At 67.1% G+C, this 25,229-nt stretch carries 14 protein-coding genes and 1 pseudogene; 6 read left to right on the forward strand and 9 right to left on the reverse strand.

The features are described from left to right. Positions 1 to 327 precede the first annotated feature (327 nt). Genes drmC through drmA form a run of 3 tightly spaced genes read right to left on the reverse strand, consistent with a single transcriptional unit; the run spans position 328 to position 6,448 of the window. Positions 328 to 1,122, reverse strand: coding sequence for a DISARM system phospholipase D-like protein DrmC (gene drmC / locus AB0J52_RS00130; protein ID WP_500179325.1), 795 nt, complete (start codon positions 1,120 to 1,122; stop codon positions 328 to 330). Next, positions 1,119 to 2,945 (reverse strand): DrmB family protein, encoded by a 1,827-nt coding sequence (gene drmB / locus AB0J52_RS00135; RefSeq protein ID WP_500179347.1) that lies wholly within the window; start codon positions 2,943 to 2,945, stop codon positions 1,119 to 1,121. The genes drmC and drmB overlap by 4 nt, the downstream gene beginning before the upstream one ends. A 2-nt stretch (positions 2,946 to 2,947) precedes the next feature. After that, positions 2,948 to 6,448: a DISARM system helicase DrmA gene (gene drmA, locus AB0J52_RS00140; RefSeq protein ID WP_500179326.1), complete on the reverse strand. Its 3,501-nt coding sequence runs from the start codon at positions 6,446 to 6,448 to the stop codon at positions 2,948 to 2,950. Positions 6,449 to 6,530: 82 nt separating this feature from the next. On the opposite strand from drmA, the gene AB0J52_RS00145 reads away from it, so the two are divergent. From AB0J52_RS00145 to AB0J52_RS00160, 4 genes are all read left to right on the forward strand, one after another. Further along, positions 6,531 to 7,793 carry a DUF3696 domain-containing protein gene (locus AB0J52_RS00145; protein ID WP_500179327.1) on the forward strand — a complete coding sequence of 421 codons (1,263 nt, stop codon included), beginning with the start codon at positions 6,531 to 6,533 and terminating at the stop codon, positions 7,791 to 7,793. Continuing rightward, positions 7,783 to 8,730, forward strand: a complete 948-nt coding sequence (locus AB0J52_RS00150) for a hypothetical protein (RefSeq protein ID WP_500179328.1) — start codon at positions 7,783 to 7,785, stop codon at positions 8,728 to 8,730. The genes AB0J52_RS00145 and AB0J52_RS00150 overlap by 11 nt, the downstream gene beginning before the upstream one ends. A 10-nt stretch (positions 8,731 to 8,740) precedes the next feature. Beyond that, entirely contained in the window at positions 8,741 to 10,405 is a 1,665-nt protein-coding gene (locus AB0J52_RS00155) for a GmrSD restriction endonuclease domain-containing protein (RefSeq protein WP_500179329.1), read from the forward strand. A 66-nt stretch (positions 10,406 to 10,471) separates the two neighbouring features. Continuing rightward, complete coding sequence (locus tag AB0J52_RS00160; protein WP_500179330.1) at positions 10,472 to 11,902, forward strand: pentapeptide repeat-containing protein; 1,431 nt, start codon at positions 10,472 to 10,474, stop codon at positions 11,900 to 11,902. A gap of 183 nt (positions 11,903 to 12,085) precedes the next feature. Here AB0J52_RS00160 and AB0J52_RS00165 read toward each other — a convergent pair whose 3' ends face one another. From AB0J52_RS00165 to AB0J52_RS00180, 4 genes and pseudogenes are all read right to left on the reverse strand, one after another. Next, complete coding sequence (locus AB0J52_RS00165; RefSeq protein WP_500179331.1) at positions 12,086 to 12,475, reverse strand: DUF4357 domain-containing protein; 390 nt, start codon at positions 12,473 to 12,475, stop codon at positions 12,086 to 12,088. Positions 12,476 to 12,545: 70 nt separating this feature from the next. Next, positions 12,546 to 13,025: an SUKH-4 family immunity protein gene (locus AB0J52_RS00170; RefSeq protein WP_500179348.1), complete on the reverse strand. Its 480-nt coding sequence runs from the start codon at positions 13,023 to 13,025 to the stop codon at positions 12,546 to 12,548. Between the two features lie 246 nt (positions 13,026 to 13,271). Then, a pseudogene (locus tag AB0J52_RS00175) lies at positions 13,272 to 13,571 on the reverse strand (ATP-binding protein); the annotation flags it as partial. Positions 13,572 to 13,753: 182 nt separating this feature from the next. Beyond that, on the reverse strand, positions 13,754 to 15,733 hold the full coding sequence (locus AB0J52_RS00180; protein WP_500179332.1) for a hypothetical protein: 1,980 nt from the start codon (positions 15,731 to 15,733) through the stop codon (positions 13,754 to 13,756). A gap of 538 nt (positions 15,734 to 16,271) precedes the next feature. Here AB0J52_RS00180 and AB0J52_RS00185 point away from each other — a divergent pair. Together AB0J52_RS00185 and AB0J52_RS00190 are read left to right on the forward strand one after the other, a co-directional pair. Then, on the forward strand, positions 16,272 to 17,153 hold the full coding sequence (locus tag AB0J52_RS00185; RefSeq protein WP_500179333.1) for a helix-turn-helix domain-containing protein: 882 nt from the start codon (positions 16,272 to 16,274) through the stop codon (positions 17,151 to 17,153). Next, positions 17,150 to 17,338: a DUF397 domain-containing protein gene (locus AB0J52_RS00190; protein ID WP_500179334.1), complete on the forward strand. Its 189-nt coding sequence runs from the start codon at positions 17,150 to 17,152 to the stop codon at positions 17,336 to 17,338. Before AB0J52_RS00185 ends, AB0J52_RS00190 begins: the two co-directional genes overlap by 4 nt. A gap of 65 nt (positions 17,339 to 17,403) precedes the next feature. On the opposite strand, the gene AB0J52_RS00195 is transcribed toward AB0J52_RS00190, so the two are convergent. Then, entirely contained in the window at positions 17,404 to 21,549 is a 4,146-nt protein-coding gene (locus AB0J52_RS00195) for an Eco57I restriction-modification methylase domain-containing protein (RefSeq protein ID WP_500179335.1), read from the reverse strand. Then, positions 21,549 to 24,713, reverse strand: a complete 3,165-nt coding sequence (drmD, locus tag AB0J52_RS00200; RefSeq protein WP_500179336.1) for a DISARM system SNF2-like helicase DrmD — start codon at positions 24,711 to 24,713, stop codon at positions 21,549 to 21,551. Before drmD ends, AB0J52_RS00195 begins: the two co-directional genes overlap by 1 nt. Positions 24,714 to 25,229: the final 516 nt, after the last annotated feature.

Genomic DNA, 25,229 nt, shown 5'->3' on the forward strand with positions numbered 1-25,229 from the left:
CCGCCCCTGCCCACGCTCTCCGAACAGTCAAAAGCCCGGACACGATCACGTTTCCGGCTTTTTGACGGCAACGTCCAACTACAGCCTCAGCCGAGCGGCACTCCACGCCCCCTGCATCCTCTTCAATCTGCCCTTGAGGCCTGTCCGGGCAGCTCAGGGAGCTTGCCCAGCTGCAAGCGCAGGCGGACTTGATATTTGCCGAGAGTCAAGTCAGGTGCCCGGCCTGGGGAACAGAGCCGATGGGTGACTCCCCCGGCTGGACGGGAGCCGTCACGTGGCGGTCGTCGATCATTGGTCGTGGCGGACCTTGCATCGGTGTCGACGCGGCTACCCGAGCGGTTCAAGCGGACCATGCCCTGGGCGCATGAGCGACCGGAAGTGCCGAACAAGGCTGTGTACGGCGGCCGGCTCACGCAGGACCACCCCGATCTCCAGGTTTTCCCTCAAGGCACGGTCCGTGAGGTTGGCGCTGCCGAGCAGGGCGGTTTGCTCATCTGCGGCAATCAATTTGGCATGCAGAGCTGCGCGTGACCGACCCAAGGCCGGGCGACGTGCCTGCGGCCAGTGCCAGAAGCGCACACCCTCCCGGCCGTGCAGGGCCTGGAAGGCGGCCGCCGCGTCAGGGCCGTCCAGCGTGCCGCCTGCGGTCACCGACGTCTCAAGGACCAGATCGACGCGCACGCCTCGGTCGGCGGTGGCGATGAGCTTGGCGACGATCTCGGTTACACCATGAGCAGCGAAACTGACGATCAGCAGGGAGGTCGCGGCCTCGCTTATGACCTCAAGGGCGACTTGACTGGTGAGACGCACCGGAACAGCGTCGCTCAGCGGTCCGCTGGCCACGACCGTGCTCCTGTGCGCCGAGTGCTCACGGCTGACCGCGCCTGCTGCTTCGAGGGCCAGTGCGATGGACTCACCCGTCGCTCCGGAACGGTGCCATGCGATGACCAGCCTGCGGGCCACGCCCCCCAGCGCGTACCCCGGACGCGATTCCAGCAGGGCCGCCTCCACTGACCGGGACGGTCGCTCCGCAGCACGCAGGACACGGCACCACGTCCGCAGGTGGCCCGGCGCGAGCGTCCCGGCGGTGGCTGCGATGACCGTCGGCAGGTCCTCGCTCACCGGAAGAAGCCGTACTGGCTTCCGATCACCGTGTCAGTGACAAGGGCCCGATCGAGGTAGTGGTTGCCCCGTTCGCACGAGGTCTCGGCAGCGAACAGGCAGGCATGGCACGCGGCCCCGTAGAGACGTCCGTGGTGGCGGGGGTCGTGCTCGGAGCAAAGGGGGTCGGAACTGCAGAGCCGCGCCGCGTCGAGTGCCTGCCGGATCAGGGGGCCGAGGCGCTCCGGGTGCCCGAGGGAGACCAGACCACCGAGCGTTCCCTCGCTGTCGGGAGCGGCGGTGTAGAGCAGCACCCCGGCCATCGGTTCGGCGGCGCGAGCGTAGACGCGTTCCGCGATGCCCGTCGCGCTATAGCCGCTTTCCAGCGAGAACTCCCGGATGAGTGTGTGAGCGAACGTGTGGAGCATGAGGTACCGGATTCCGGGCCAATGACCGGCCTCCAGACCGCGGGCGGCCCGCCATTCGTCATGCGCCTCACGCAGGATCTTTTCGCGTTCCCTGACCTCGGCGCGCTGCTCCCATTCGGCGAGGCGGTCCTCCTTGAACTTCAGGAAGATGCCCTCGCCGCGCATCTCCGCGCAGGGCACCCATGTGGGGGCTTCCCGGGAAAGTCGCGCCCGGCGGCTGTCGTCAGTGGAAAGGACGTCCCACTCGGGGGCATCGATCCGGGTGAAGCCGTACAGGGCACCGACTTCACGAAGACGCGGAACCAGCGTGACCCGTTCCAGCCAGGTCCGTTCGCGGGTCGGGACGCCCACACGCCGGGTGGTGAAGTCGGGCAGTTCGACGTCGACTTCCTGGGTGAAGGCCGCCCATTCCGGACCGGCGAGGTCGAGGGCGTCCTCGCCGGCGTCCTCGCCCCCGTCCCCGCCCCGGACGGCGTGGTGCTGGACGGCTCGCCAGACGGCGTCGACCCCGTGCACTTGCAGTTCGGGCCACACGCCCAGTTTCGGAAGGAGCAACTTGGCGTCGGTCTGGTCGAGGTTCGCCACCAGAGCGAGGGCGTCCCAGTGGTCGGCGACGAGCTGGGCGAGGTCGTCGTCGGCCTTCGGGAGGCTGAACACGCGCATCTGCATGGCGAACCAACCGTTGGTCGCTCCCAGGGCAAGCGCCCGGGTCGGCAAACCGCACGGTTCGAACGTACCGAGGTGAGGGTGGCAGCCCCGGCAGGCGGGCAGGTTCCGCTCTCCTGCGAGCCCGATCGCCTCCGCCATCGTCCGGCTGGCACCACACGAACACACGACGAAGACGTTGGCTGCCTCACCGCTGGTGCCGCGCTCGGCCAGCTGGAGTGTGTGGTCCTCTGTGTCAGGGGAGGCGCCGCGGTGCACGAAGTACGACCAGGGGAAGTCGTCCAGGTGACCGCCCTGGGTACAGGCGAGGACGAACCTGGCGGGGACGGCGGTAGGGCGGCGCCCGCCGGAACCCCGGCAGTTGTGCACGTAGCGAACCTTGTCTGGAGAGAAGGCATTCGGTACGAGCTCGAAGAGCTGCGTATCGATCGAGGCGAGGCGGTTGCAGCGTAGGTCGGTGCAGCGCAGGTAGCGGGGGAACGCGGCGACCGGCACCCCGACCCTCGTCCATTCACCGAATGGGTCGGCCGCGTCCTCCGGGCTGTACGGGGGCGTGCGCAAGGACTCGACCTGCGGTCCGAGCTTGCGGCGGACGGCTGCCAACAGCCGCTCCTCGGTGAGGACGCGTGCCGTCGGTTCGTCCCAGAACTCCAGCCCCATGAGGACGACCGACAGATTGGGCAGATCGGCCACGGCACCGATGCCGTAGGTGTGGAGAAGCTGGTTGGGCCGCAGCTCGCCGACGCGCATGGTCACGCCTCCTCCTCTCGGGGGACGGGTTGGAAGGGCGGAGCGTCGGCGCCGCCGAGGCCGGTCTGGTCGAGGAGCAGGAGCCGGACGCCCGGTTCGACATCGCGCAGCGAGGTGGGACACATGGCCTTGGTCCATGGTCCGCCGTCCGGCTGCCGCAGCAGGCCCGTGACCACATCGGAGCGGCGCGGCGTCCGGTATCCGAGGACGCGTTCGGGGATGGCGCGTTCACGCGCCCAGAAGTCCAGCCGGGTGTCGAGTTCGCTTTCAACGTCGACGGCGTCCCGGGCGTTGCCGAGGACGTCGCGGGCACGCCGCCGGATCACGTTGACGACATGGTCGGCGAGTTCGCTGTCCCGCCTGAAGCGTCGGGCGGCGTCGTTGGCGTTGTACTTCGGATCCAGCCCGCGGACGAGCGCCACGAGAACGCCGGTCAAGCCCCGATCGACCGCCCGGTAGGCGAACGGGGTGACCGACAGGGCCTCCACGTGCTGATAGACGGTGGCGTGGAAGTGCTCGAACTTTTCATAGTGCGACAGGTCGCGCGGGCGCGCCCAGTTGTAGACGGTGAAGACGAGGCCCGGGTCCTGCCGGCCTACACGGCTGGTGGCCTGGATGTACTCGGCGGTGGACTTGGGCTGGTTGGCCACCACCATGACGCCGAGCCGGGACACGTCGACCCCGACCGCGATCATGCTGGTGGCCAGCAGCACGTCGATCGGCCGCCGCTCGCCCTTGTCGCGGGGCCCGAATCGCAGTTCCAGCTCGGCGAGGACCTCGGGGATGTCACCGGACGACAGCCGGGACGTGAGCTCGCGCAGCTTCGGGTCGTACCGGCGCGCCAGGCCGCGCTGGTCGGCACGGGCCAGGCGGGTGGAGACGTCGTCCTCCACCAGGCGGCGCATGCCACCGAGGTCGCGGAGGCTGTTGAAGTAGCCGACCAGCGTCATGTACGGGTCGGTGACGGGGTTCTTCCCGTACTTGTCGTGCAGTTTCTGTGCGGCTGCGAGCACCGCGACGTAGACGCGGATGAGCGTCGACTTGATGCGGACTCCGTGCGCGCAGATGCCGATGTAGCGACGGCCCGGCTTGATGACGCCCTCGTAGCCGGGCCGGGGTTCGCTCGGTCGTTGACGGGCGAAGAAGTTGTCGTCGGCACTGAGCCCCGGCGGCGGAAAGATCTCGGTGCGGCCCCGGTCGAACAGGGCGTAGAGCTGCCGGGCGGCTCGCCGCACCGTCGCGGTGGAGGCGATCACTTTGGGCCGGACGGCGCGTCCGCCGGGCCCCTCCCAGGTACACAGCCTGTCCACGGCGGTCTCGTAGAGGCCGACGAGTGAGCCGAGCGGCCCGGAGATCAGGTGCAGCTCGTCCTGGATGATCAGGTCGGGTGGCCGGACGGGTGTCACGGGCACATGCCACGCGGCGGGCAACGAGCCGGCGGCCTGGTGGCTGACGCGGCCATCGCAGCAGATCTCCGCGAGGTCGGGGGTGATGAAGCCGTGCCGCTCGCAGCGTTGCCTCGCGCGCCCGAACAGCGTCTGGGTGTCGCCGATCCACGGGAGCTGGGCGAATTTGTCGACGGTGGCGATGACGAACGCCGGGCCGAGCCGGTAGATCTCCTCGTCCACGACGACGACCGGCAGGCCGTCACCGTCTCCGGAGTTGGCGTCGAACTCGCACTCGAAGCCGGAGCAGAGAATCAGGGTACGGCGGCGAAGTCTGTCGACCGCGATGTCACGGCCCGGCTCGATGGCCGTCCCGCACCAGGGGCAGGACGTGAGCTGGTGTGGGGAGCCGGAGACGTGCCGGGGACGTCCGGCGTTGCGGCGCTGGTCCGTGGCCCAGTCCATCGCCTGGTCGGTGCGGTTGGGAGTGACCCTGCCGCCGACCCACAGACCGAGCCGGAAGGGCGTCCGCCCCCACCTGTCCTCGTCGTCGCGGCGCAGCTTCTCGCAGGCGCAGATCAGCGCGGCGGCCCGCTGGAACTGCTGGATGGTGAGCAGCCGCAGCGTGTAGCGCATCAGCACGGCCACGCCGTTCTCCGCGTCGTGGCCGCCGAAGTCGCGCTGGAGCCTCCGGATGGCGAGGGTGAACGCGGTGAGGCCGAGGTACGCCTCGGTCTTCCCGCCACCGGTGGGGAACCAGAGCAGGTCCGCCACGGAGTCGTCGCGTCCGCTGCGCTCCGGGTGGACCGGGTCGGCGAGCGCGGGCAGATTCAGCAGGATGAAGGCGAGTTGGAACGGGCGCCAGCTTCGGTTGCGGACGAGATCGGCCTCCCGCACCGCCTCGGAGAGGGGCAGGCGGGGCCTGCGCCGACGCTCCCCCGCGGCGATGGTGTGGACGCGCTGGAGGTGCATGGCCGCGTTGGCGAACGCGAAAGCGCATCGGGCGTCCTCGTCCTCGACGAGGAGCGTGATGCCGGCCTCGATCCGGTCGGCGGCGCGCCGGGCGTCGTCGAGGTTGCGTCGGGCGTCGTCCTCGTGGCCGGCCAGGCGAGCGGCCGGATCGGCGACAGAGGCCTCCATCCGGTCGAGCCATGCCCGGTAGCCGTCCACGAGCGGTGACAGGGCGGCCCTGAGCTCGTCGGCGTCCATCCCGGCGAGCTGCTTCATGTCGACCTTCAGATCGGCGAGTTCCGGAAGGTCGGGGTCGGTGTCCGCACGTGGCACGTCGGTGGCCGGGACCTCGTGGACGGGCACGGCGGAGGTCGAGATCCGGACGGCGCGCATCGGGTCGCCGGGGGACGGCTCGGCGTGGACGGCGACGCCGTGGCCGACCGCGAACTCGGGGCAGAACCGGTAGGCCATCGCGAGCCGCCGCCGTTCGTCCTGGTCGGCCTGATCTCCGCCCGTCGCACGGACCGGCCGGCGCAGGAAGACCGGTTCGTCGCCGGGGGCGCTCACCGACATCCGGGCCTGGAACACCCACGTCTCGCCGCGGCCCACGTCGCCCCTCTGGGCGTTCACGAGGAACAGGGTGACGAGCCAGTTGCCATCGTGCTTGCGAACCCGGCCACGGACGACGATTTCGGGCTGGTCCTCGGTCAGCGGCTGCGCGTTCACCTTTCCTGAGCGGAGCGGGATGGTGACGGTGCCCGCCATCGGTTCCCGCCGCCACACCAGCTCTCCGGCCCGCGCCTCATCGGAGGAGTGGACGCGCAGGTACCGCGCCCATTCGGCCGTCACAATCAGCCGGTCGGCGTCGCCCGCGACATGCGCCGTGACACCGTAGGACGAGGGGAACATGCTGGGGATGTTCGGCGCGTTCTGCTCGGTGCCGGACTCGGCGTCAGGCTCGACGTCGGCCAGGGGATCGTGCTCGCCGGGATCCACCATCGCCCCGTTGGGCGCAAGCCTGCCCAGCAGGTAGCGGTCGGTCGGCCGCTCGGTGAACTCCTCTTCCTCTCCCGCCGCAGGACCGTGCAGGTCGGCGCAGACGAGCTCGGTCAGCTCGTCGCGGATCGCGGCGGCGTCGGGGACCTTGAGCACCGGGAGTTCGGTCATGGGAGCACTTTAGGGTGCCGGTCGGACGGAAGCGTTCCGTTCCAAGCGTCGACGGAGGCTCAACCGATTAGGGTCTGGGGGCATGGCCCTGGTGAATCTCTCGCTCCGCAACTACCGGTGCTTCGCCGAGCGGCAGGACATGGAGCTGCGCCCGATCACCGTGGTTCTGGGGAAGAACAACTCCGGCAAGAGCGCGCTGGTCCGGGCGCCGCTCATCCTGCAGACCGGCATCCGCAACGACCATCCGGTCCCCTTCGACCTGGAGCAGTTCGGCGACGACGCGCCGGATTTCCTCGACCTGGTCCACGGACGGATCGAGGTGAGCAGCATCTCGGTCGATCTCCGGCTCACCGGGCCGCAGGCAGAGGAGTACACGCTTGAGGCGACGATCCAGAACGAATCCGAGCTGCTGACGCATCGCGTCCTCGAATGGCGGCTGCGCTCGGGCGATCGCGACGTCTCGTACAGATGGGCCATCGAAGGTGACCCAGGAGAACCCGAGCGGCAGTTCTACCGGACGCCGGATCTGGAAGCCGATCCGGTGCCCCTGGACTTCAGGGGCCTGCTGCCGACCGAACTGCCGAACGTGGATGACGGCGCATGGTTCGATCCGTCTCGGATCCGCTCGGCCTTCGACACCATCCGCTATCTGGGGCCGTTCCGGATCAAGCCGAGACGGGTGGTGCGCCTACCGGTACGGGAACCCGGCCAGGACGAGTTCGGCAGCCGGACGGATGAGATCCTCGTCCACGACCATGTGCACGGCAAACGGCGGCTCACCGAGAAGATCAACGAGTATCTCCGTGGGCCGCTGCCCGACTGGGAGGTGAAGGTCCAGCCCCACCTCCACGGTTTCTCGGTCGGCCTGCAATCGCTGCGCACACCCACCCTGTGGGTACCGGCCACTGATTCGGGAACCGGGATCACCCAGATTCTTCCGTTCCTGGTGCGTCGGGCACAGGACGAACTGGATCCGCCCACGCAGCCCGTCCTGGAGCTCATCGAAGAGCCCGAGCTGCATCTGCACCCTTCCGCGCAGGCGATGCTGGCCGACCTCTACATCCGGGCCATCGACAACACGCATGTCCGGTTCCTGCTGGAGACGCACAGCGAGACCTTTCTGCTCCGGTTGCGCCGCCGTGTCGCGGAGGGCAGATTGGACGCAGGACGACTGGCGTTCTATTTCGTCGGCAGCGACGGCGAGTCCTCGACCGTCCGCCGGATCAACGTCGACTCGCTCGGCAACGTGGATTACTGGCCTGAAGGGATCTTCGAAGAGGACTTCGAGGAGGTCCGGGCTCTCGCCGAGGCCCAGGACGCCCGTTTGGAGAGCGATGCGGGTTGAGCTGACGGCAGCGGTCTTGGAAGCGGACGAACACGCGGAAGAGGTGCTGACCCTCCTCAGCTTTTTCATGAACGGGCGGCACGCATGGGTGGTCTCCCCAGGCCTGACGACGACCGTCACTTCGTTCATCGAACGGCATATGACGGAGCAGCGCGCGCCGACGTACAAGCAGCTCATGATGAAGGCGGCGACGCAGCAACGCGCTTACCGGCCCTCTGCGACCCCGGACCCGGTACGGATCTCGCCCGAGGATGTCAGGGATCATGTGGACGACCTCGGCCGACCGGCCGTCCTGGTGGTGGAGAACAACCGATCCGATGCCATGTTCGTCAGGGCAGTCGCCAAGATGTTCGCCGCCCGGGACATTCTGAAAGCGCTCGAGGACCGACGGCTAGTGATCGAGCACGGCGGCGGCGGTGACACCTATCGGAGAGCGCGGGAGGAACACGAGTCCTTCCGCCGGTGCCCGCGCGCGGCAACCCTGCTCGACAGTGACCGATGGGCTCCAGGGACTCCAGAGAAGAACGCGCCCCGCATCGCGGAACTACGTAAGCTCGGCGTGCGGATCCATGTACTGACACTGCGCGAGGCCGAGAATTACGCTCCGAACAGGGTTCTGCATGCGGTGAAGCCGATACATCTTTCGTCGGCACGGCTCGTCCATCTCAAGAAGCTGGACCACGGCCAGCGCGGTCACTTCGACATGAAGCACGGCTTCAAGAAGACGCGCGGGCTACCCAAGCAGCAACAGCGCCTGTTCGCCGGCACGCCGACCAGAGTGATCAAGGGCCTCGACGACGGCTTCGGAGAGAACATCCTCAAAGTGTTCGAGTCCATGGCGGACCGCCTGTCGGAGACCGATCTGACCCGCGACGTCGGCGAGGAAGTGCCCGATGAGCTGCGGGGCCTTCTCGCGATGCTCCGAGAGATCCTGTAGGGATAGGTTCATGGCAGCCGACGAGCACGAGATCACCGTCAAGCCGGAGATCCTCCTCATGGAGGACCTGATGACGCTGATCGACGAGGGGACGCTCCGGGTCCCCAGGTTCCAGCGGCCCTTCGTCTGGCGCCCGCAGCAGGTCCTCGACCTGTTCGACAGCATCGAGCGCGGGTACCCCATCGGCAGCCTGCTCTTCTGGGAGACCAGCGAGGAGTTCACCACCTTCGACAGCATCGGCGGCATCGAGCCGCCGAAGCGGCCGAAACCGGGCTCTGCGATCTCCTATGTGCTGGACGGGCATCAGCGTCTCTCCGCCCTTTACGGGACCTTGCGGCGCCCGGAACACCTCGCACGCTCCACTGAACAGCGCGACTGGATGTGGTGGCCCTACCGGGTTCTGGGCGAGGCGGACGACGTCCTGAACCGGTACCGCCACTGGAAGGCCGCCTCTCCTCCCCCGTCCCATTACCTTCCGCTTCGTTCGGTGCTGCGGACGAGAGAGTTCCTCAGCTTCTCCCGGACGCTGCTCGACGACCTGCCCGACGGCGCGGACCCCGACCGCATCATCAGGGAGGCCGAGGTGGTCGCCCAGCGGATCAGGTCGTACCGGATCTCGGTCGTGCGGCTGGTCGGCGGCGATCTCACGAACGCCGTGGAGGTGTTCTCCCGGGTCAACAGCACCGGGCAGGCGATGCGGCCGGCCGAGATGGTTTCGGCACTCACCTACCGCCAGGGGGAAGGGCCGACCCTCGCGGAACGCCTCGACGCCATGGTGGAGGAGATCGCCGACACCGGTTTCGGCGAGGTCTCCTCGGACGCGCTTTTCCGCGCCGTCCTCGCGGTCGCCGGTGAGGACAATGTCCAGGAGGCCCGCTGGGAGGTGCTGGCCAGACGCATCCAGGAAGGTCTCGGCGACGCCGCCGAAGCCACCGAGGAAGCGCTGATCCGCGCCGTGATCTTCCTCCGGGACACGGTCGGCGTGCCGCTGGCGCGCCTGATTCCCTATGACGCCCAGTTGATGCTGCTGGTGACGTTCTTCCATGAGTGCCCCGAGCCGAGCGCGGGGCAGATCTCGCAGCTGACCCGCTGGTTCTGGGTGACGGCCTGGTCGGGGTTCTTCGCGGGTGCCAACACCACGCAGATCAAGCAGGCGATCCAGCAGGTCAGGCGGTTCGCGAAGGACGGAGGTTCGATCGTCCCCGAGGACGTCCGGGCCCAGCCCTTCCCGAACCGTTTCGATCTACGCAGCGCGCGGGTCCGTGCGTTCATCATCTGGGAACTGAGCGAGTTCCCCGACCGCTTGGCGGCGGACGGCGGCGAGATCAAGGGCGTGGACGCCCTGGCGCACGAGGCCACCTCGGCCTACCGACACATCGTCAAGAAGAGCGGGCTCGCGGCCACTTCGAGTCCCGCGAACAGGATCATCATGACGACGAATGCGAGGGTGTCGGTCAAGAAGACCCTCCTCGACCTCGCTCCCGGAATCCGCGCCCGCGTTCTGGCCGGCCACGGGATTCCGCAGGAGGCGATGGAACGCCTCGCGGCCGGGGACGACGAGGGGTTCATCAAGGTTCGCCGTGACTTCCTCGCCGACCGCGAGCGGACGTTCATGGCCCAGTACGGCCTCGTCGCCGCACCCGGCGAGGGCGAAACCGACATCGACACCGAGTGAGCTCCCGCCTCATTCGAGGACACCGAGTCGGGGCTCGGTGTCCTCGAATCTGAGATCATCGCCAGCATGAGCGATGCCTCCCATTATCCGTTCGACGCACTTAGCTCCCCCGCTTTCGAGCAGCTCTGCGTAGAACTGCTTCGTCGACTTGGTTACCAAAATGTCGATTGGCGAAAGGGAAGTGCGGGCGAGAGCAGCGGGGCCGACGGAGGATACGACATCGAGGCCACGCTCCCCCGGACCGATCCCGACGGTCATACGTGGCAGGAGCGGTGGTTCATCGAATGCAAGCAGCGCCGAAGGAGGCCACTCAGATACGGGGAGACCGAAAGCCTGCGTGACTTGCACGAAGAAGCCGACGTTTTGTTGGTCATGCTCGATGGGCAACTCACGCTCCAGACCAGGCAAAAGTTTGAAAAGTGGAGACACAGACGCCCTCGGACCAGGTTGCAGATCTGGGAACGCGAGCACTTGGAGAGTCTGTACGACAAGTACCTTCGGACCGACGCCGACCAAGCCGGGACTGCCCTCAAGGCATTTCTGGAGGCCTCGGACAGAACTAGCCACGAGAATACGGGTGCGCGCCGGTCGGCCTTCACGGTCCTTGAGCGGATCGGGGTCGCGAACCCGGATCTACGGCAGGGTGTCGTCGATGAGATCTGCCTTTATCTCAGGGCGCCCGCGAGGCAGGGGGCCGATGAGCCGAAGCTCCGCCTGTACCTGCAGAACGTCCTGAGGCGACGCCTTACGGCATGGGACGAGAACAGCGAGCCGACCGACGGTGCTTGGACGGGGATGAGTCTCGACCTGAGCGGAGCCGAGCTCACCGACTTCACCTTCCTGGACGGCTCCGTCCACCGTGCGGACTTCGCCGGCTCGCGCTTCGCGGGGTCCACGAGTTTTCAGGGGACGCGATTCGGGGAGCGCGCCGACTTCTCTAACGCATCCTTCGCAGGAGGAGCCTTCTTCACCGGCTGTGAGTTCTTCCTGGCCGGTGCGGATTTCCGCAATGCCACGTTCCGCGAAAGCTGCACCTTCCATCGAGCGTCCTTCGAGGGAATGGCGGACTTCTCCGGAGCCCACTTCAAGAAAGAAGCCTCCTTCCTTCGGACTCGTTTTGCGGACCTGGCGGAGTTCAGTCGCGCGGTTTTCCAGGGCGGCGTCACCTACGAGCGCGCCACCTTCGACAGAGACACTCATTTCACGGATACGGATTTCAGCTCCATGGGGCATTTCGGCGAAGCCTACTTTAGGGACGTGGTTTCCTTCGACAACGCCGTTCCGGTCGACAGCATTGATCTGCACCACGCCCTTGCCGAACCGTCATTTGTCACCCGGGCCTGGCCGGACGGCTGGAGCTCCGCCTTCAGCGACTGTCTGGCCGTGGGCCCTGTGGAGGAGGCGGAGAGTGCGATCAGCCAGGACGGGGCGGGGCGGTTGTGCCAAGACTGCCGTCCGCAGGACGTGTGCCGCCTCCGACCTGCGGAACAGGACTGAGCTCGGGTACGGCCGGGAACAACATCGTCCCGGCCGTACCGCTGCTGCCGTTCCCGCGGCCAGGCCCCCCCCTGAAGCAAGGACCACCCTGAACAGGGAAGGAGCCGCGGCTTCCACGCCAGTGCCACAAGCACGATTCGAGCCACCGTGACGGCTTGTCATGCGTCGTCGCGGCCCCTCATCTCACTTGAGGTCCTTGAGCTTGACGCCGTTCACCTCCCAGACGTTCCAGCCGTTGTTCTGGTGGCCGGCGAGCGCGACGGCCGCCGGTGACGGGTCGGTGAAGAGGCGGCCGTCGGCGAGGCGGATGCAGCCGTTGTCGGTGACCGTGGCGTAGTGGATCTCGTTCTTGCGGGGACGGTGCCAGGTGAGCGTGGCACCGGCCTTGAGGCTTCCGGCCTTGATCAGTGGCAGCAGCTTGCCGTCCTCACCGTCCTTTCCGTTCTCGGCCGGCGGCTCCGCCTTGGCGGGCAGGCCCGCCAGGCGGCGCAGCACGCTGTTGGGGTCGTCGAAGCCGACCGCCTGCTTCTCCAGCCAGGCGTAGACCTCATCATCGATGCGGATCGAGCGCATGCCGCCTCCTGAACTCTGACCTCTAATCTCTGAACTCTGAGAGAGTAGCAGACTTCAGAGATTAGAGCGTTCAGAGCGGCGAACGGCGGCCGTATTCGCGGGTGGGGACGTCCAGGGGCAGGCGCGGCCAGCGCGTCACGGCGTCGGTGCGGCGGTCGACGACCAGGACGAAGTCGCCCTCGCCGATGTCGAAGGCCGGCCAGGCCATGAAGCCGTGCTCGAACGACTCGATTCCGATGGGCACCGCTGCGCGGCGACCGCGGGCCAGACAGGCGTCCGCGCGCCGCCACGCCTCGGCCCGGTCGAGCGGCACGGGACGCGCGGAGTACGCGGCGAGGACTCCGGCGAACCGCCGCAGCGTGCGGCACTCCGAAGCGCCGCACGCCAGGCAGTGCCGTCCGGTCGGGCGGTGGTGCTCCAGGACGGTGGTGAGCGCGATCGTCGCGGCCATCGCCAGGCTCCGCGCGTTGCGGAGGAAGTCGCGCGTGTGAGCGTCGAGTCGCGGCGGACCGGGGAGAAACGCGGTGATGGCCTGCGGATCGGCACGCATGGCGGCGACAGCGGCTCCGTCGACCCGCCGCCGGATCCACTCATGAAGGGGTGCGTGCCCCTGATTCCCGTCATCTTCCCGGCGGGGAACACCGCCGTGACCGTACGGCCCCGGTCGTTGCCGTGCCAGCCCCAGGACTCGGCGGTGAGCGAGATGGTCCCCAGGCCCCGGCCCGACTCGTCGGTCACGGCGGCGTCGCGGGCCGCGGGCTCTGGGGCCGCCCTGGTCGGCGACCGAGATGGCCACGAGGTCCTTCACGAACCGCACCTTCACAGTGAACGAACCGCCCTTCTGCCCGGACTTGGTGTGTCGGAGAACATTCACCACCAGTTCGTCCACGGTGAGGACGGCGTCGTCCAGGCACGGGCGATTCGCCAGGAGGTAGGAGACGAACCGGCGGGCGGTGCGGGCCTGTGTGGCGTCGCCGGCGGACGTTCGTCGCCAGCAGAGCGCGGCGGGCGCAGTGTGAGCGGGAAGCGTCGAGAGCATGCGCACTCCATGGGCTGAAGCAGGGGAGCGAACGGGACACCTGCACGTTGGCCACATGCTCACACGGGAGGACGCCTCGTAGGAGTGAAGTGCGCTGGTCAGAGGGCTCCGGAGCGCGATTGCTGGTTCCCGACCACCGAACGTTCGCGACCCGGACGTTCGGCTCCGTCACCTCTCGGGCCGAGCCCCGCCGGCTTCACACCGGGCAATGCCGCAGGTCGTCGGCGTCCCAGTGAGGGTCAATCGACGGGCAGGCCGAGACGGTCGAAGAAGGCGCGGTTGCGTTCCGTGGCCAGGTTCCGGAGGCGCTCAAAAGAGAATATCTCGATATATGCCTCATAATTCGCATTGTAACCAAAATAGCCGAGGCCATCCTGGGTTTTACGCAGGCCCACTTGCTTGCAGCGCTTCTCCATGGTCGGCGTGAGGTCCGAGATGATGTAGCAAAAACCGGGAATGCGATCCGACTGCGGGATCTGGCGCCCGCTCGCGGTCTTGACCCTACCCTCGCGGACCCTCTCCAGGTAGGTCAGCGCCTGCTCGATGGGGTCCTTATCCGGTCCGGCCCCCATATCGTCGCGCATCGGCCGCTTTATCTCGACCACCGTGATGGCGGCGAGCGGCATCCTTTCTCCCTCGGCGACCAGGATCGGTGTGTCGGTGAGCTGGAGCGCCATCAGGTCCGGTTCCAGCTTGGAACCCGATCCAGTAATCGGCATCGACTTGATGGGCTTGTCCGACGCGAGGAAGTTGTGGAACGCGAGCCTCTCGTCCAGCAGCCACAGATTGCACGCGTCTGGCGCCACCTCGTCGCTGGTCACGCGCATCGGCATGATCAGCCGGTGCACTACCTCCTCCTTGACATACTTCCCCTTGTCATCAGCGCGGATCGCCTTGTTCAGCAAATCGAGAATTACTCGCCGATGGAAGACGTAGTCGGCGAGGTCGGATTTCTTGATGTCACTGACCTTGGCCAGGTATTCCTGTACCCTCGCATTATATTCCGCGTCCGCACTGATTTCCTCGTCGAGGACCCGCCGCCCTTCGACGATTACTTCGGCCTCCAGGTCGGCGAGCTGCCGATGCAGGTACAATTCCAGTTCACGATCGGAGATCCCGGGGTCGACTCCCAGCTTCTCCTCGCCGATGCGATGCAGGATCGGGCGGTATCGCGGGCTCTTGCGGTCAACGTAGTCCTGGACACGCTCCAGGCCGGCCTTGCGCGACTCGGCGAGGTGCGCGTGCAGGTGTTCTCCCACCGCTGCAAGCACGGCCGCCCGGATGTCCGACATGGAAGGGGCTTCCTCGTCCAGAGCCCCGTCGGTCGTTTCCGGGATGTCGAAGCCGGTCCGTTCGGAGCGGACGGACTCGTCAAGGTAGTCGGACGTCAGGTAACAGGAGTACATGAACTCGGAGTCCCCGTCCTTCACCCGGCCGTGCAGGCCCGGTACCTTGCCGGACAGGTTCTCCACGCTCACCACCCTGGTCGCCGCGCACCAGTTCAACTGCGGGACGGTCCTGCTCGTGGCCTTCAGCCGCAGATGAAGGAGTGAGAACCGCTTCCGCTTGACGATGATCTCCTGCCTGCTCGACGGATCGATCATGTAATCATCGAAGAGCTCCTGGAGATCGACCCGTTCGTCACCATCGACCACCGCGATATGCGGGGCGCCCGATGGGCGGACGAAGTACCAGAGGCAGTGCTCAAGGATGTCCTTGGCGATGGGAGAAGCGGTCTTGGGCGCACGCTCCCTGTACCTGTCAGCGAAGTGCAGCAGTCGAATTTCCGTCCCCGGAATCGAGTCGGGTGATTCCCGGATCCGCTCGCCGGATACTCCGTCCCTGGAGGTGAAGTTGAATGTGCGCTCGTGAACAGCGTCATCGGCGCCGACGTAGCGACTGGCCACCTCGACCCTGTCGAAAGCTTTCAGCCATAGGAGCCGACCCACGCCACGGCAACCCAGGTCGGATTTGTATTCGCTGTCGAGAGTGTTGAAGGACTCCATGTTTTCATCATGAAATCCTACGCCGTTATCGGTGATGACGAATCCGGTGATGCGCCCCATACCGGCACCGGCTCTTCGCTCTCCATCGATCTTAAAAACGACCTGCTGCTGATCGCGAATGATCCGCACTTCGATTCTTGCGGAGTCCATGTCGCCATGCGCCGCGTCGACGGCCTGGACCGCGTTCACAACGGCTTCGAAAAGCGGCAGCAAGGCCCGAGACATCGGGAGCGTTGTGTTGCGCAGCCGGCCACTGAGGGAAGCTTTAACATCCATATCGACCCCTGCCTGTGCGGTCCATGTGGGCATGGTAACCGAGCCCGGCCCAGGAAATCGGGCGAAGCGGGGCGGACACGTATACCGAGCCCGTGTCTCCACGACCGGTGTCAGTCCGCCGCACCCAGGCGGATCCGAGGACCTCGTCGGCGACGAGCACCGCAGCCGCTCCGGCCGCCGTCCCCGGCGACGGCGGACTACCCGCAGCGTCAAGCCCCCTGACCGACGGCACCGGAACGCGATCGGCTCTTGATCGTCCACGTGTCCGGCGACGTGCAACTCTCAACTCCGGAACGTTCGGGCGCCGAACGTTCGGGAGTGGCACGTACATTTTGGGGCCACGCCTGTCCGGATCAGGCGATTGATCGCCCCTCGGCTCGGGCAGTCGCATAGCGTTATGGGCGTCAACGGAAGGTAATGCTTCGCGGTCGCCGCACCACGTCGGCGCATCGCGACGGCGCCCGGGAGGTCACCGATGACCAGCCCCTACATCCGACGCCTACGCCTCGCCGCCGAGCTGCGCAAGCTCCGCGAGGCCCGCGGCCTCACCACCGACGAGCTGGCACGGCTCGTGTACCAGTCGCGCACCAAGATCTCCAAGCTGGAGAACGCCCAGATCCGCCCGGACCTCGCCGAGATCGTCACGATCTTCCAGGCTTTGGACGTCACCGGCCGCCAGTACGACAAGCTCTTCGAGCTCGCCCACGCGGCGGCCCGCAAAGGCTGGTGGGATAGGTACGGCAACGCCATGGGGCCTCGCCAACGCCTATATGCCGACCTGGAGTCCGGGGCCGAGTCCGTTCGCAGCTACAACCAGACGGCGTTCCCCGCCGTCCTACAGATCCCCGAGTTCATCGACGCGATGGTCGAGCTGGACGAGCATCAGGGAACGCTCAACTACTCACCGGCCCGCATGATTGAGGCCCGGACCCGCCGCCAGCAACATCTTTTCAGCCCGGACGGCCCCACCTACGAGGCCGTGCTCGACGAGACCATGATCCGTCGGCTCGCTATCCCGGCTGCGGTGAAGGCCGCGCAGCTCCGGCAGCTGATCGAAGTCGTCACAGCCGAGCCGCGCATCGTCATGCGTGTGCTGGCATCGGACGTCCTCATCACCGGCGGCTTCCTCCCGAAAGCGTCCTTCTCTCTCTACGCCTTCACCGAATCGACTGACCCTGGAACGGCGGTGGTCGATACCGTCACCACCGATCTCGTTCTCACACAGCGCGACGAAGTGGAACGGTATACCGGGATGTACGACCGCCTCCGGAAGGTGGCCCTACCCCCCGCCGAGAGTGTCGCCTTCCTTGGCGGGGTGGCCAACCAGCTAACTAACGAGACAGAATTGGAAACATGACCAAGAACTACTCAGGCTGGCGCAAGTCGCGGCACAGCGAGCCGAACGGCGATTGTCTGGAGGTTGCCAAGGCCCCAGACCGCAGCATCGGCGTTCGCGACTCCAAGGCTCAGCCCCTCGGCGAGATCCTTGAACTCAGCCACACCGAGTGGACCAGCCTCCTCACCCATCTACGCATTACCTGAGACTTCGATCCTGGGCTGAGCCGCAGGACCTCTCGCCAACTCAGCCCAGGGGCGTTGTCGCTAGGTCAGAACAGAGCGTCCGGCGGCGCGAACAACCCATCAAAGGCGGGTTCCGCAGGTCTCGCCCCTTCGCTCGCCGGTGACGTATCCACAACCGATACCCTCGGCTCCACCTCAGAGGCTCTACCCTTGCGCCTGCCTCTCCTCTGGCCGCGAGGGTTCAGCTGAACTTCTTGCTGATGCCGGTAATGATTCAGCGCAAGCAACTTATTGAGCATGAGGTCGCGTGCCCGCGACGAGATTGTGAACCGCACCCCCTGCCGAACCTCGCGAAAACCATGCTCAAGCTCAAGCTCTCTCCACGAGGGCAACGGCGTTGAGGTCACACCTGCCTCGAATTCGCCGATTTCAGGGCTCTTCACCTCATCCAGTGCATACGCCTCGCGCACGGCCTCATCAATTCGAATGTGAATCCTGCGCAGATCGAGAATTCGATCATCCCGGCAAGCCGGATCATTAAAGCGATTATAAAGGGCGGTGAGCCCAATCTGTTCTTGTAGCATCACAGCTTCCCGCGCAGCAGTCAGCTCGTCACCCAAGCGCGCCATTATTGCCGTCGCCATTGGTCGCGGAAAAGTATCAAAGCAGCGCGATGGGGTATACTGCAGGTCCGCCTTCAATCTACCCGAATATTCCCAGGCCCAGTGAATATGAAAAGCCGAAGTCAAGAGAGCCAGATCTTCTGATCTGTCCGTCGCAAAGACGACAGTCTTTTCATTTAGCACCCGGTCGTTGCTCACGAATATTGGAACTGCCGTACTGCTCACTCTTGCAATGACAAGGACTCGATCGAAGGACTTTATTGATGCATATAGTCCAGTTGCACGTTCAGCAAACTGCCACCAGCGCTCCCTGCGGACCTTGCGTTTATTTTCCGCACGGAACGGCTTTACTTCTCTCTCAACGATCTCAAAGCACTCTGAATACGTCCTAGCTTTCTCCTCATCCCAGTCGTGAAAGTTGATAACCCAGCGCGGGGCCGACAGATCCCAACGTGAGTTCACGTCCTCTCCACCCATGTACGGGAAGAGTACATCACTATTACGTGAGTCTTTGTTGAGCAGCTCCTGCGCCCTTTCTGGCTCCAAGATGAAGCCCTTCCCTAGAACAATGACTCCCTGGAACGTCTGGTCCGCGTTATCAGCAAGGCGATAGGGATTGCCAACTACCAGAGACTGGGCATCTAGGCTCGGCGTGATCCCTGGTACAGGGCGGCCGTCCAAAACGGGCTTCTCTTCATCCCCCAGATGCCCCGTCCAGACCAGAGAGACCTCCACGGACGCCGTGCCTGGCCAAGGCTGGGACTTCTCTGCACGGTAGATCTCCCAGCCTTTGTCGCACGCTTGCGCGAGACCGACTTCGCGCGTGCCCACTTGACCGATGGTGCTGGTGGCGATGATGCCGACCCGGCCGTTGTTCGTGATGGCGAGGTCGCGGAGGTAGAAGTACGCGCACAGGTCGGCGCTGCCGCGTCGGCCACCGCCGATGTGCTGGACGAGATACTCCCGCATGTCGGTGCCCATAGCGCCGGTGAGGCGCTGGCCGCCGATGAAGGGTGGGTTTCCGACGACGGCGGAGAATCCGCCGCGGCGCATGACCTCGGGGAATTCCAGTGACCAGTGGAACGGCTTGACCGGGGTCTTTCTCGTGCCCCTGAGCCAGCTTTCCACCTTTTCGCGCAGCAGGACTTCGACCGGTGACGACGCGGGTTCGCGGGCGAAATCGTCGGTCTGCTCCGCGCATCCGCCTCCGAGAACGGCCCGCACTTCGTCGGCGAGGTCGCGCAGCCGAGCGTCCAGCACGTCCTCTGGACGTCCGGCGGTGGACAGGGCCGCTGCGGTGACGACGTCGGCGGCCAGCCGGAGCGATCCGGTGAGCCGCTCGGCCTCGGCGAGCTTGCGTCGCTTCTCCGCGACGCGCTCGATGTCGTCGGCGGCGAAGGCCTCGATCTCCTCGCGGAGTTCCTGGGCACGGGTGAGCATCGGCACCAGGTCGTCCATGACGTTCCCGAACCGCGCGTTGTCCCAGCTGCCGCGCTTCGGATCGAGGTGGAAGCTCTTGACCTGCACCTCGTCGATCAGGCCGACGAGGGAGTCGCCGTGCCGGAGGGCGTGGTCGAGGAAGCTGAACGGCTTGTCCTTGGCGAGAGTCTCGATCCACAGGGACAGCTTGGCCAGCTCGACGGCCATGTCGTCGCGGTCAACGCCGTAGATGCAGCTCGCGGCGGTGCGGCGCTTGGCGAAGAGCAGGAGATCGTCCCGGTCGTGGTCGGGGCCGAGCAGGTCGAGGACGTCCACAGGCATGCTGTCGCGTTCCCAGGCGTCCACGACCCGTTCGGCGATGTACCGGCAGGCCGACACCAGGAACGCGCCCGAGCCCATCGCCGGGTCACAGACCTTCAGTCCGAGGAGTTCGGCCGCCGGCTTGACCTGCCATTCGTCCTCCGGGGCTCCCTCGGCGGGGCCGGGCCGGTGGCACAGCGGCGCGAGGGTGTGCTGGACGATCTCCTGCGCGAGGGACTTCGGCGTGTAGTGGGTGCCGGTGGCGCGGCGGTCGCCGACCTGGGTGAACAGGACCGACCTGGCCGGGTAGACGGTCGGGTCTCCGCGCAGGTCCGCGCGCAGCAGCCCGAAGAACGGCCTGATGCGTGCGGCGAGTTCCTCGTCGTTGTCACAGGCGGCGTGCAGCGCGGCGGCCTGCTCGGTGTCCGGGGCCTTCGCCAGCGCCTTCTCCAACTGCTTCGGGGTGGCGTCGCACTCGTCCTTGAGCCAGGCGAGGAACGACGCGGTGCCCTTGGCGTACTCCTCCTCCAAGCGGCGGAGCGGCAGCTCGGGCTCGACGCGTCCGATCAACCCGACGTACGGTTCGTCGACCTTGAGGCAGGAGAACTCCAGCAGACCCTCGTAGACATGGCCGATCTGCTCGACGTCCAGCCCTTTGTAGGAGAGGCGTTCGGCGGCGGCCTTGCCGCGCTTGTGGCGCAGGATGAGCAGGGCGTCCAGGACCTCGTGGACGACGCGGTCGGTGACGGGCGCGAACGCGAGCCATTCGAACCCCGACGGGTCGAACAGCGATCCGCCGTAGGCGGGGATGCGCAGGTCCGGGTGCTCGCTGCCGCCGTGGACGGCGCGGAACAGGGCGAGCAGCCGGTACCAGGCCGCGGAACGCCGGTCCCCGACCTCCTCGCCGTGCTGGTCGCTTTCCCTCCTCAGCCTGTCGTAGAGCGCGGCCACCCCATAGGAGAGCTGGTACAGCTCGTCGGTGGGCAGGAGTTCCTGCTCCTCGGCGTACAGGAGGAACACCAGGCGCATCAGCACGATCAGCGCGGCCCGGTAGATGTCGCGCTCGGCGACGTCCGCGAGCAGCGTGCCGCCCGATTCGCGGTCCAGCCGGGCGAGTTCGCCGACCAGCAGCTCGACGGCCTGCCGGACCTGGCGGCCGAGGGTGTCGGTGACCTGTGCCTGCGCCTGAGCGCTGCGGGCGAACAGTGAGGCCAGCCCGTCGGATGGAGTGCCGTCGGGACGCTCGGCGGGGGCGAGCGAACGGGACGCGCCCAGGAGCGTCGCGAACGCCCGCAGCAGCAGCGGCTCCTCCAGCCAGAGGTCGGCGTCGAAGACGGCCGTGGAGGTCACCTCGCCCGGCCTGGCGTGCGCCAGAACCCAGAACCTGCCGTTGGTGACCAGGGCCAGCGGCACACCGGTCTCCCGGCACAACGCGGCGGCCTGCTCGACGGGGGACGGACGGTCCCCGTGCCCGCGCGTGAGGCTCTCGTCCCACGGATGCTTGTAGATGAACAACCGCATGGCACGGCCCGCCGGGCTCGGCCCATACGCGACGAAGTCCGGTCGAGCGCGGCGGTAGAGCTCTTCGATCGTCGAGCCCTGCACGAGGGCGTTGAAGGGAATGCCGAGGAGGGTCCGCAGGACCCGGTCGTACCAGCCCGGCAGCAGCAGGTCCGGTTCCTCCTGCACCTGCTCCCAGGCTTCCCGGATCTCGTCGCGGATGTCGGCCGGCACCGTGTCCAGCCCCTGCGGAAGGGCTTCGACGAGCACCGGAAGCGCGAGGAACGGACCGTCGGGACGCAGCAGGCCGAGCCATTCGGCGTGCTGTTCGGCGACCGTCTGGACAGGGCGGCGGGTGCGGGGCGGCATCAGTGCGCCACCCCCGGCCGGTGCGCGATCGCGGCGGGCACCAGGAACGTCACGGCGGCCGGGAACCAGCGGCCCCGCGGCTCGGCGTAGCGGCGGCGCAGCGCGGCGGCCTCGCGCTCCCGCTGTTCGGGAATGGTCCGCAGGCGTTCAGCCAGGGCCTCCCGGTCGCGGCGCAACTGGGTGCGCTGCTCGTCGGTGTCGAAGAGGCTGCCCTGTTCCCATCGGCCGACATCGTCGAGCGCGGCATCGATCGACCGCTCCAGCTCGGTGAGCACCGCCTTGATCGCCTCCACCTCTTCCTCGGCGCGCCGGGCGAGGAGCTTGTCGAGGCTGCGCGTCCGCTGCCCGGCCCGAGTCCTCAGCGCCTTGCCCAGCGGCTCCGACAGTTCCGCCCACACCCCGGCGAGCCGGTACCGAACGTCCTCGGGGACGGGCTCCTCGCTCGCGGCTGACAGCCAGCCTTCCACCTCGTCCTCGCGGGCCCGGACGAGCCGTCCGCCCTCGATGAGACCGCCCGCGACGATGATCTCCTCGTGCAGCCGGGTGCCCTCAGCGCCGGTGACGACGACGCGGCCGTGGGCGACGACGGCGGGCGTACGAAGCACGTCTCCGGGCACGATCCGGGCCGTGACCCGGGCCAGCCCGACGCTCTGGCCCGTCGCGCCGGACCACAACTCCGCGCGCAGCAACCGCAGGCACATCTGGACCAGGCGATGCCCCAGGTGGAGAAGCACCACGTCGGTGCGCCCCTCCACCGCATCCTGGTCGAACGTCACAGGACGCTCCTCACCCGTGACCGGGTGGTGCAAGCCGGCGTTGCGCGCCTTCGCCCACGCACCCGGCAGCTCCGGCAACCGGAAGCAGCGCGCCGGGAAGCCTTCCGGGGCGGGGACGTCGATGAGGTCTTTGCGGTGGGCGAGCCGCAGCCCGGTGCGCACCACGCGCTCGACCATCTCAGGGAAGAGGTTCAGCTCGGTGCGGCTGCTCGCGAGGGCCCCGGTGAGTCTCTCCAGGTCGCGAGCCAGGTCGCGTTCGACCTTCAGCCGGGCGTTGGTGGACCTTCGGGCGATCTCCACGTCCGCGCTCTGCCAGTCCGCGCTCCGGCCCAGCATCTTCTGCTCCACCCGGGCCGCGATGACCTCGCCGGCGCTGCCGAGGTCCTCGCGGATCTGCTCGATCTTGCGCGCAGCGGTCTGGAGGAACAGCATCTCGTCCTCCAGCGTCCCGGCGCCGAAGTCGGTGCCGTCCCAGCCGCGTGGGACAAAGTGCAGCACCCGCACCTCGGCGGCACGCTGGCCGTGCCGGTCGACGCGGCCATTGCGCTGCTCCAGGCGGTTGGGATTCCAGGGGATCTCCCAGTGCAGCAGCCGGTGGCAGTGGTTCTGCAGGTTGATGCCCTCGCTGGCGGCGTCCGTGGCGAGCAGGATCCGGACGTCTCCGCCGGGTAGATTCGGGGACTCCTGGAAGACGTTCTTGATGTGCTCGCGCTGGTCGGGGTCCTGTCCCCCGTACAGCAGGGCGATCCGGTCGGCCGGGTACCCGGCGGCGACCAGCCGCTCGTGGAGCCAGCGCTGGGTGTCGCGGTACTCGGTGAAGACGATGACCCGCTCGGACGTCCATTCGCCGCGCGGGCCGTCGGGGCAGACGATCGGCTCCAGCCAGGCCCGCAGCGCGCCGAGCTTGGCGTCGGGACGGTCCTGCGCGCCGCGCGCCCACGTTTCCAGCTCTCGGAGAAGGCCGAGCTCCTCCTCGGTGAGCGGGGGGGACATCCGCCGGACGGCGGTCAGCGCATCGGCCTCGACGGTGCCGTAGGCGGTGTCGTCCTCGGCGGTCTCCTCCAGGCGTTCGGCCAGCGGGCGCAGCACCCTCGGCCCCGCCTGAGCAGCGACCTGCCCGAAGTCGTCATCGTCGGCGGCCCGGGCGGTCATAGTGGCCAGGTGTGTCTCGACGGTCTCCGCGAACGCCTTCGGGGAGGAGAACAGCCGCTTCTTCAGCAGCATGGTCACGAAGTCGGCCGCATGGGCGCCGCCTTTACCTCCCGCACCGGCGCGGTGGCGGCGGCTGTCGACGTAGCGGGTGAGCAGCGCATGGGCGTGCCGTTCGGCATCCGAGTAGTCGACCTCAAGAAAGCCGAGTCGGCGGGCAGGGAACGCAGGGGTTCCGTCCCACTTCGGCGGCAGGTCGCGCTTGAGGCGGCGCACCATGACGCGCTTCAGCTGCTCGTCCGCCGGTTTGACGCCGCGGGCGAAGCGCTGGTCGTCCAGCAGTTCCAGCAGGGCCGTGAAGGACTCCAGGTAGCCGTTGTGCGGGGTCGCCGACAGGAACAGCCGGTGTTCGCAGTGCGGGGCGAGTTGCCGGATCGCCTGTGTGCGCAGCGAGTCCACCGCGTACTTGCCGCGCCCTGACGGCGCGCAGGTATGCACCTCGTCGACGACGAGCATGTCGAAGGTGCGGGGATGCCGGGGGACGGCGGGCAACACATCCCGGAGCAGCCGCAGTGGCCGCTCCCGCTTGAGCCAGTCGATGCTGACGATGAGGCGCGGGTAGTGCGTCCACGGGTTGGCGTACAGGCCGCGTTCCCGGCGCAGCCGCTGCAGGAGAGCAGTGTCGACGATGTGGAAGTCCAGGCCGAACTTGTCGCGCATCTCGTCATGCCACTGCACGGTGAGGCCCGCCGGGCACACGATGATCATCGTGCGGGCACGGTGGCGGAGCATCAACTCCTGCATCACCAGACCCGCCTCGACCGTCTTGCCGAGGCCGACATCGTCGGCGATCAGCAAGTTGGTGCGCGGCATCGACAGCGCGCGGACCACGGGATCGAGCTGGTAGTCCTCGATCTGGATACCGGATCGGAACGGCGCCTGCAGGGCCGTCTTGTCGGCCGAGGCGATGGCGCCCCAGCGGACGGCGTCGAGGAACGCGTCGAGCTCCGCCGGGTCGTCGAAGCCACCGGCGGGATCGGGCAGCAGCGCCTGATCGTGCACGACCGCGCCGTACTCCAGTTCCCAAACGACGCGGAGCTCCTCGTCGCGCGCGTCGTCCTCAATACTGATCAACGACACCAGATGTTGCGGCTCGCCTGTCAGCTCATAGGGGTCGCTGCTGGCCACCGTCCCGCGAGTGACGTCGGCCACCACCCACTGACGGTTGCGGACGGTCACCAACTGTCCCTGTGCCGGCGCCCCGCTCTCCGTCGCCACCATCGTCTCGCTCCCCATGCCCGCAAGTATCGCCGGGCGCTGGACCCCGTCGTCCATGCAACGCCTCGACGATCATCACAGTGTTAGCACTGGAGGAACGCCCTGCGAGTACGAATCGGTGAAATTCTCCCTCCTTTGGGCAATCCGCCTATGTACCGGCTTGCCTCCGGGGGGAACGGTCCCCGCAGGGCAACCAGAGCACGAGGGCGCTTGAGCGGGCGCTCGCGCATTGGCCGTCCCGTCGAGAGCCGGGCGCCCCCATTCGGCTCAAGCTCAGCTAACGCTCAAGGGCCGCAAGCACCGAGCTCATCTTCGCCCTACTGGAACTGAGGACTGCCCAACAGGAGGAGAGCTCATGTACAGATTTGAGTCGGCTTTTAATGAGATATCGGTATGACCATTACCGCGCGTGTCCGGAGGCGCTCACGCGCAAGCCGGTTGCGGGGGGGCATGCCGGTGCGCACGTGGAACCGGCCG

This window comes from Spirillospora sp. NPDC049652 (assembly GCF_040675125.1).
Lineage (GTDB): Bacteria > Actinomycetota > Actinomycetes > Streptosporangiales > Streptosporangiaceae > Spirillospora.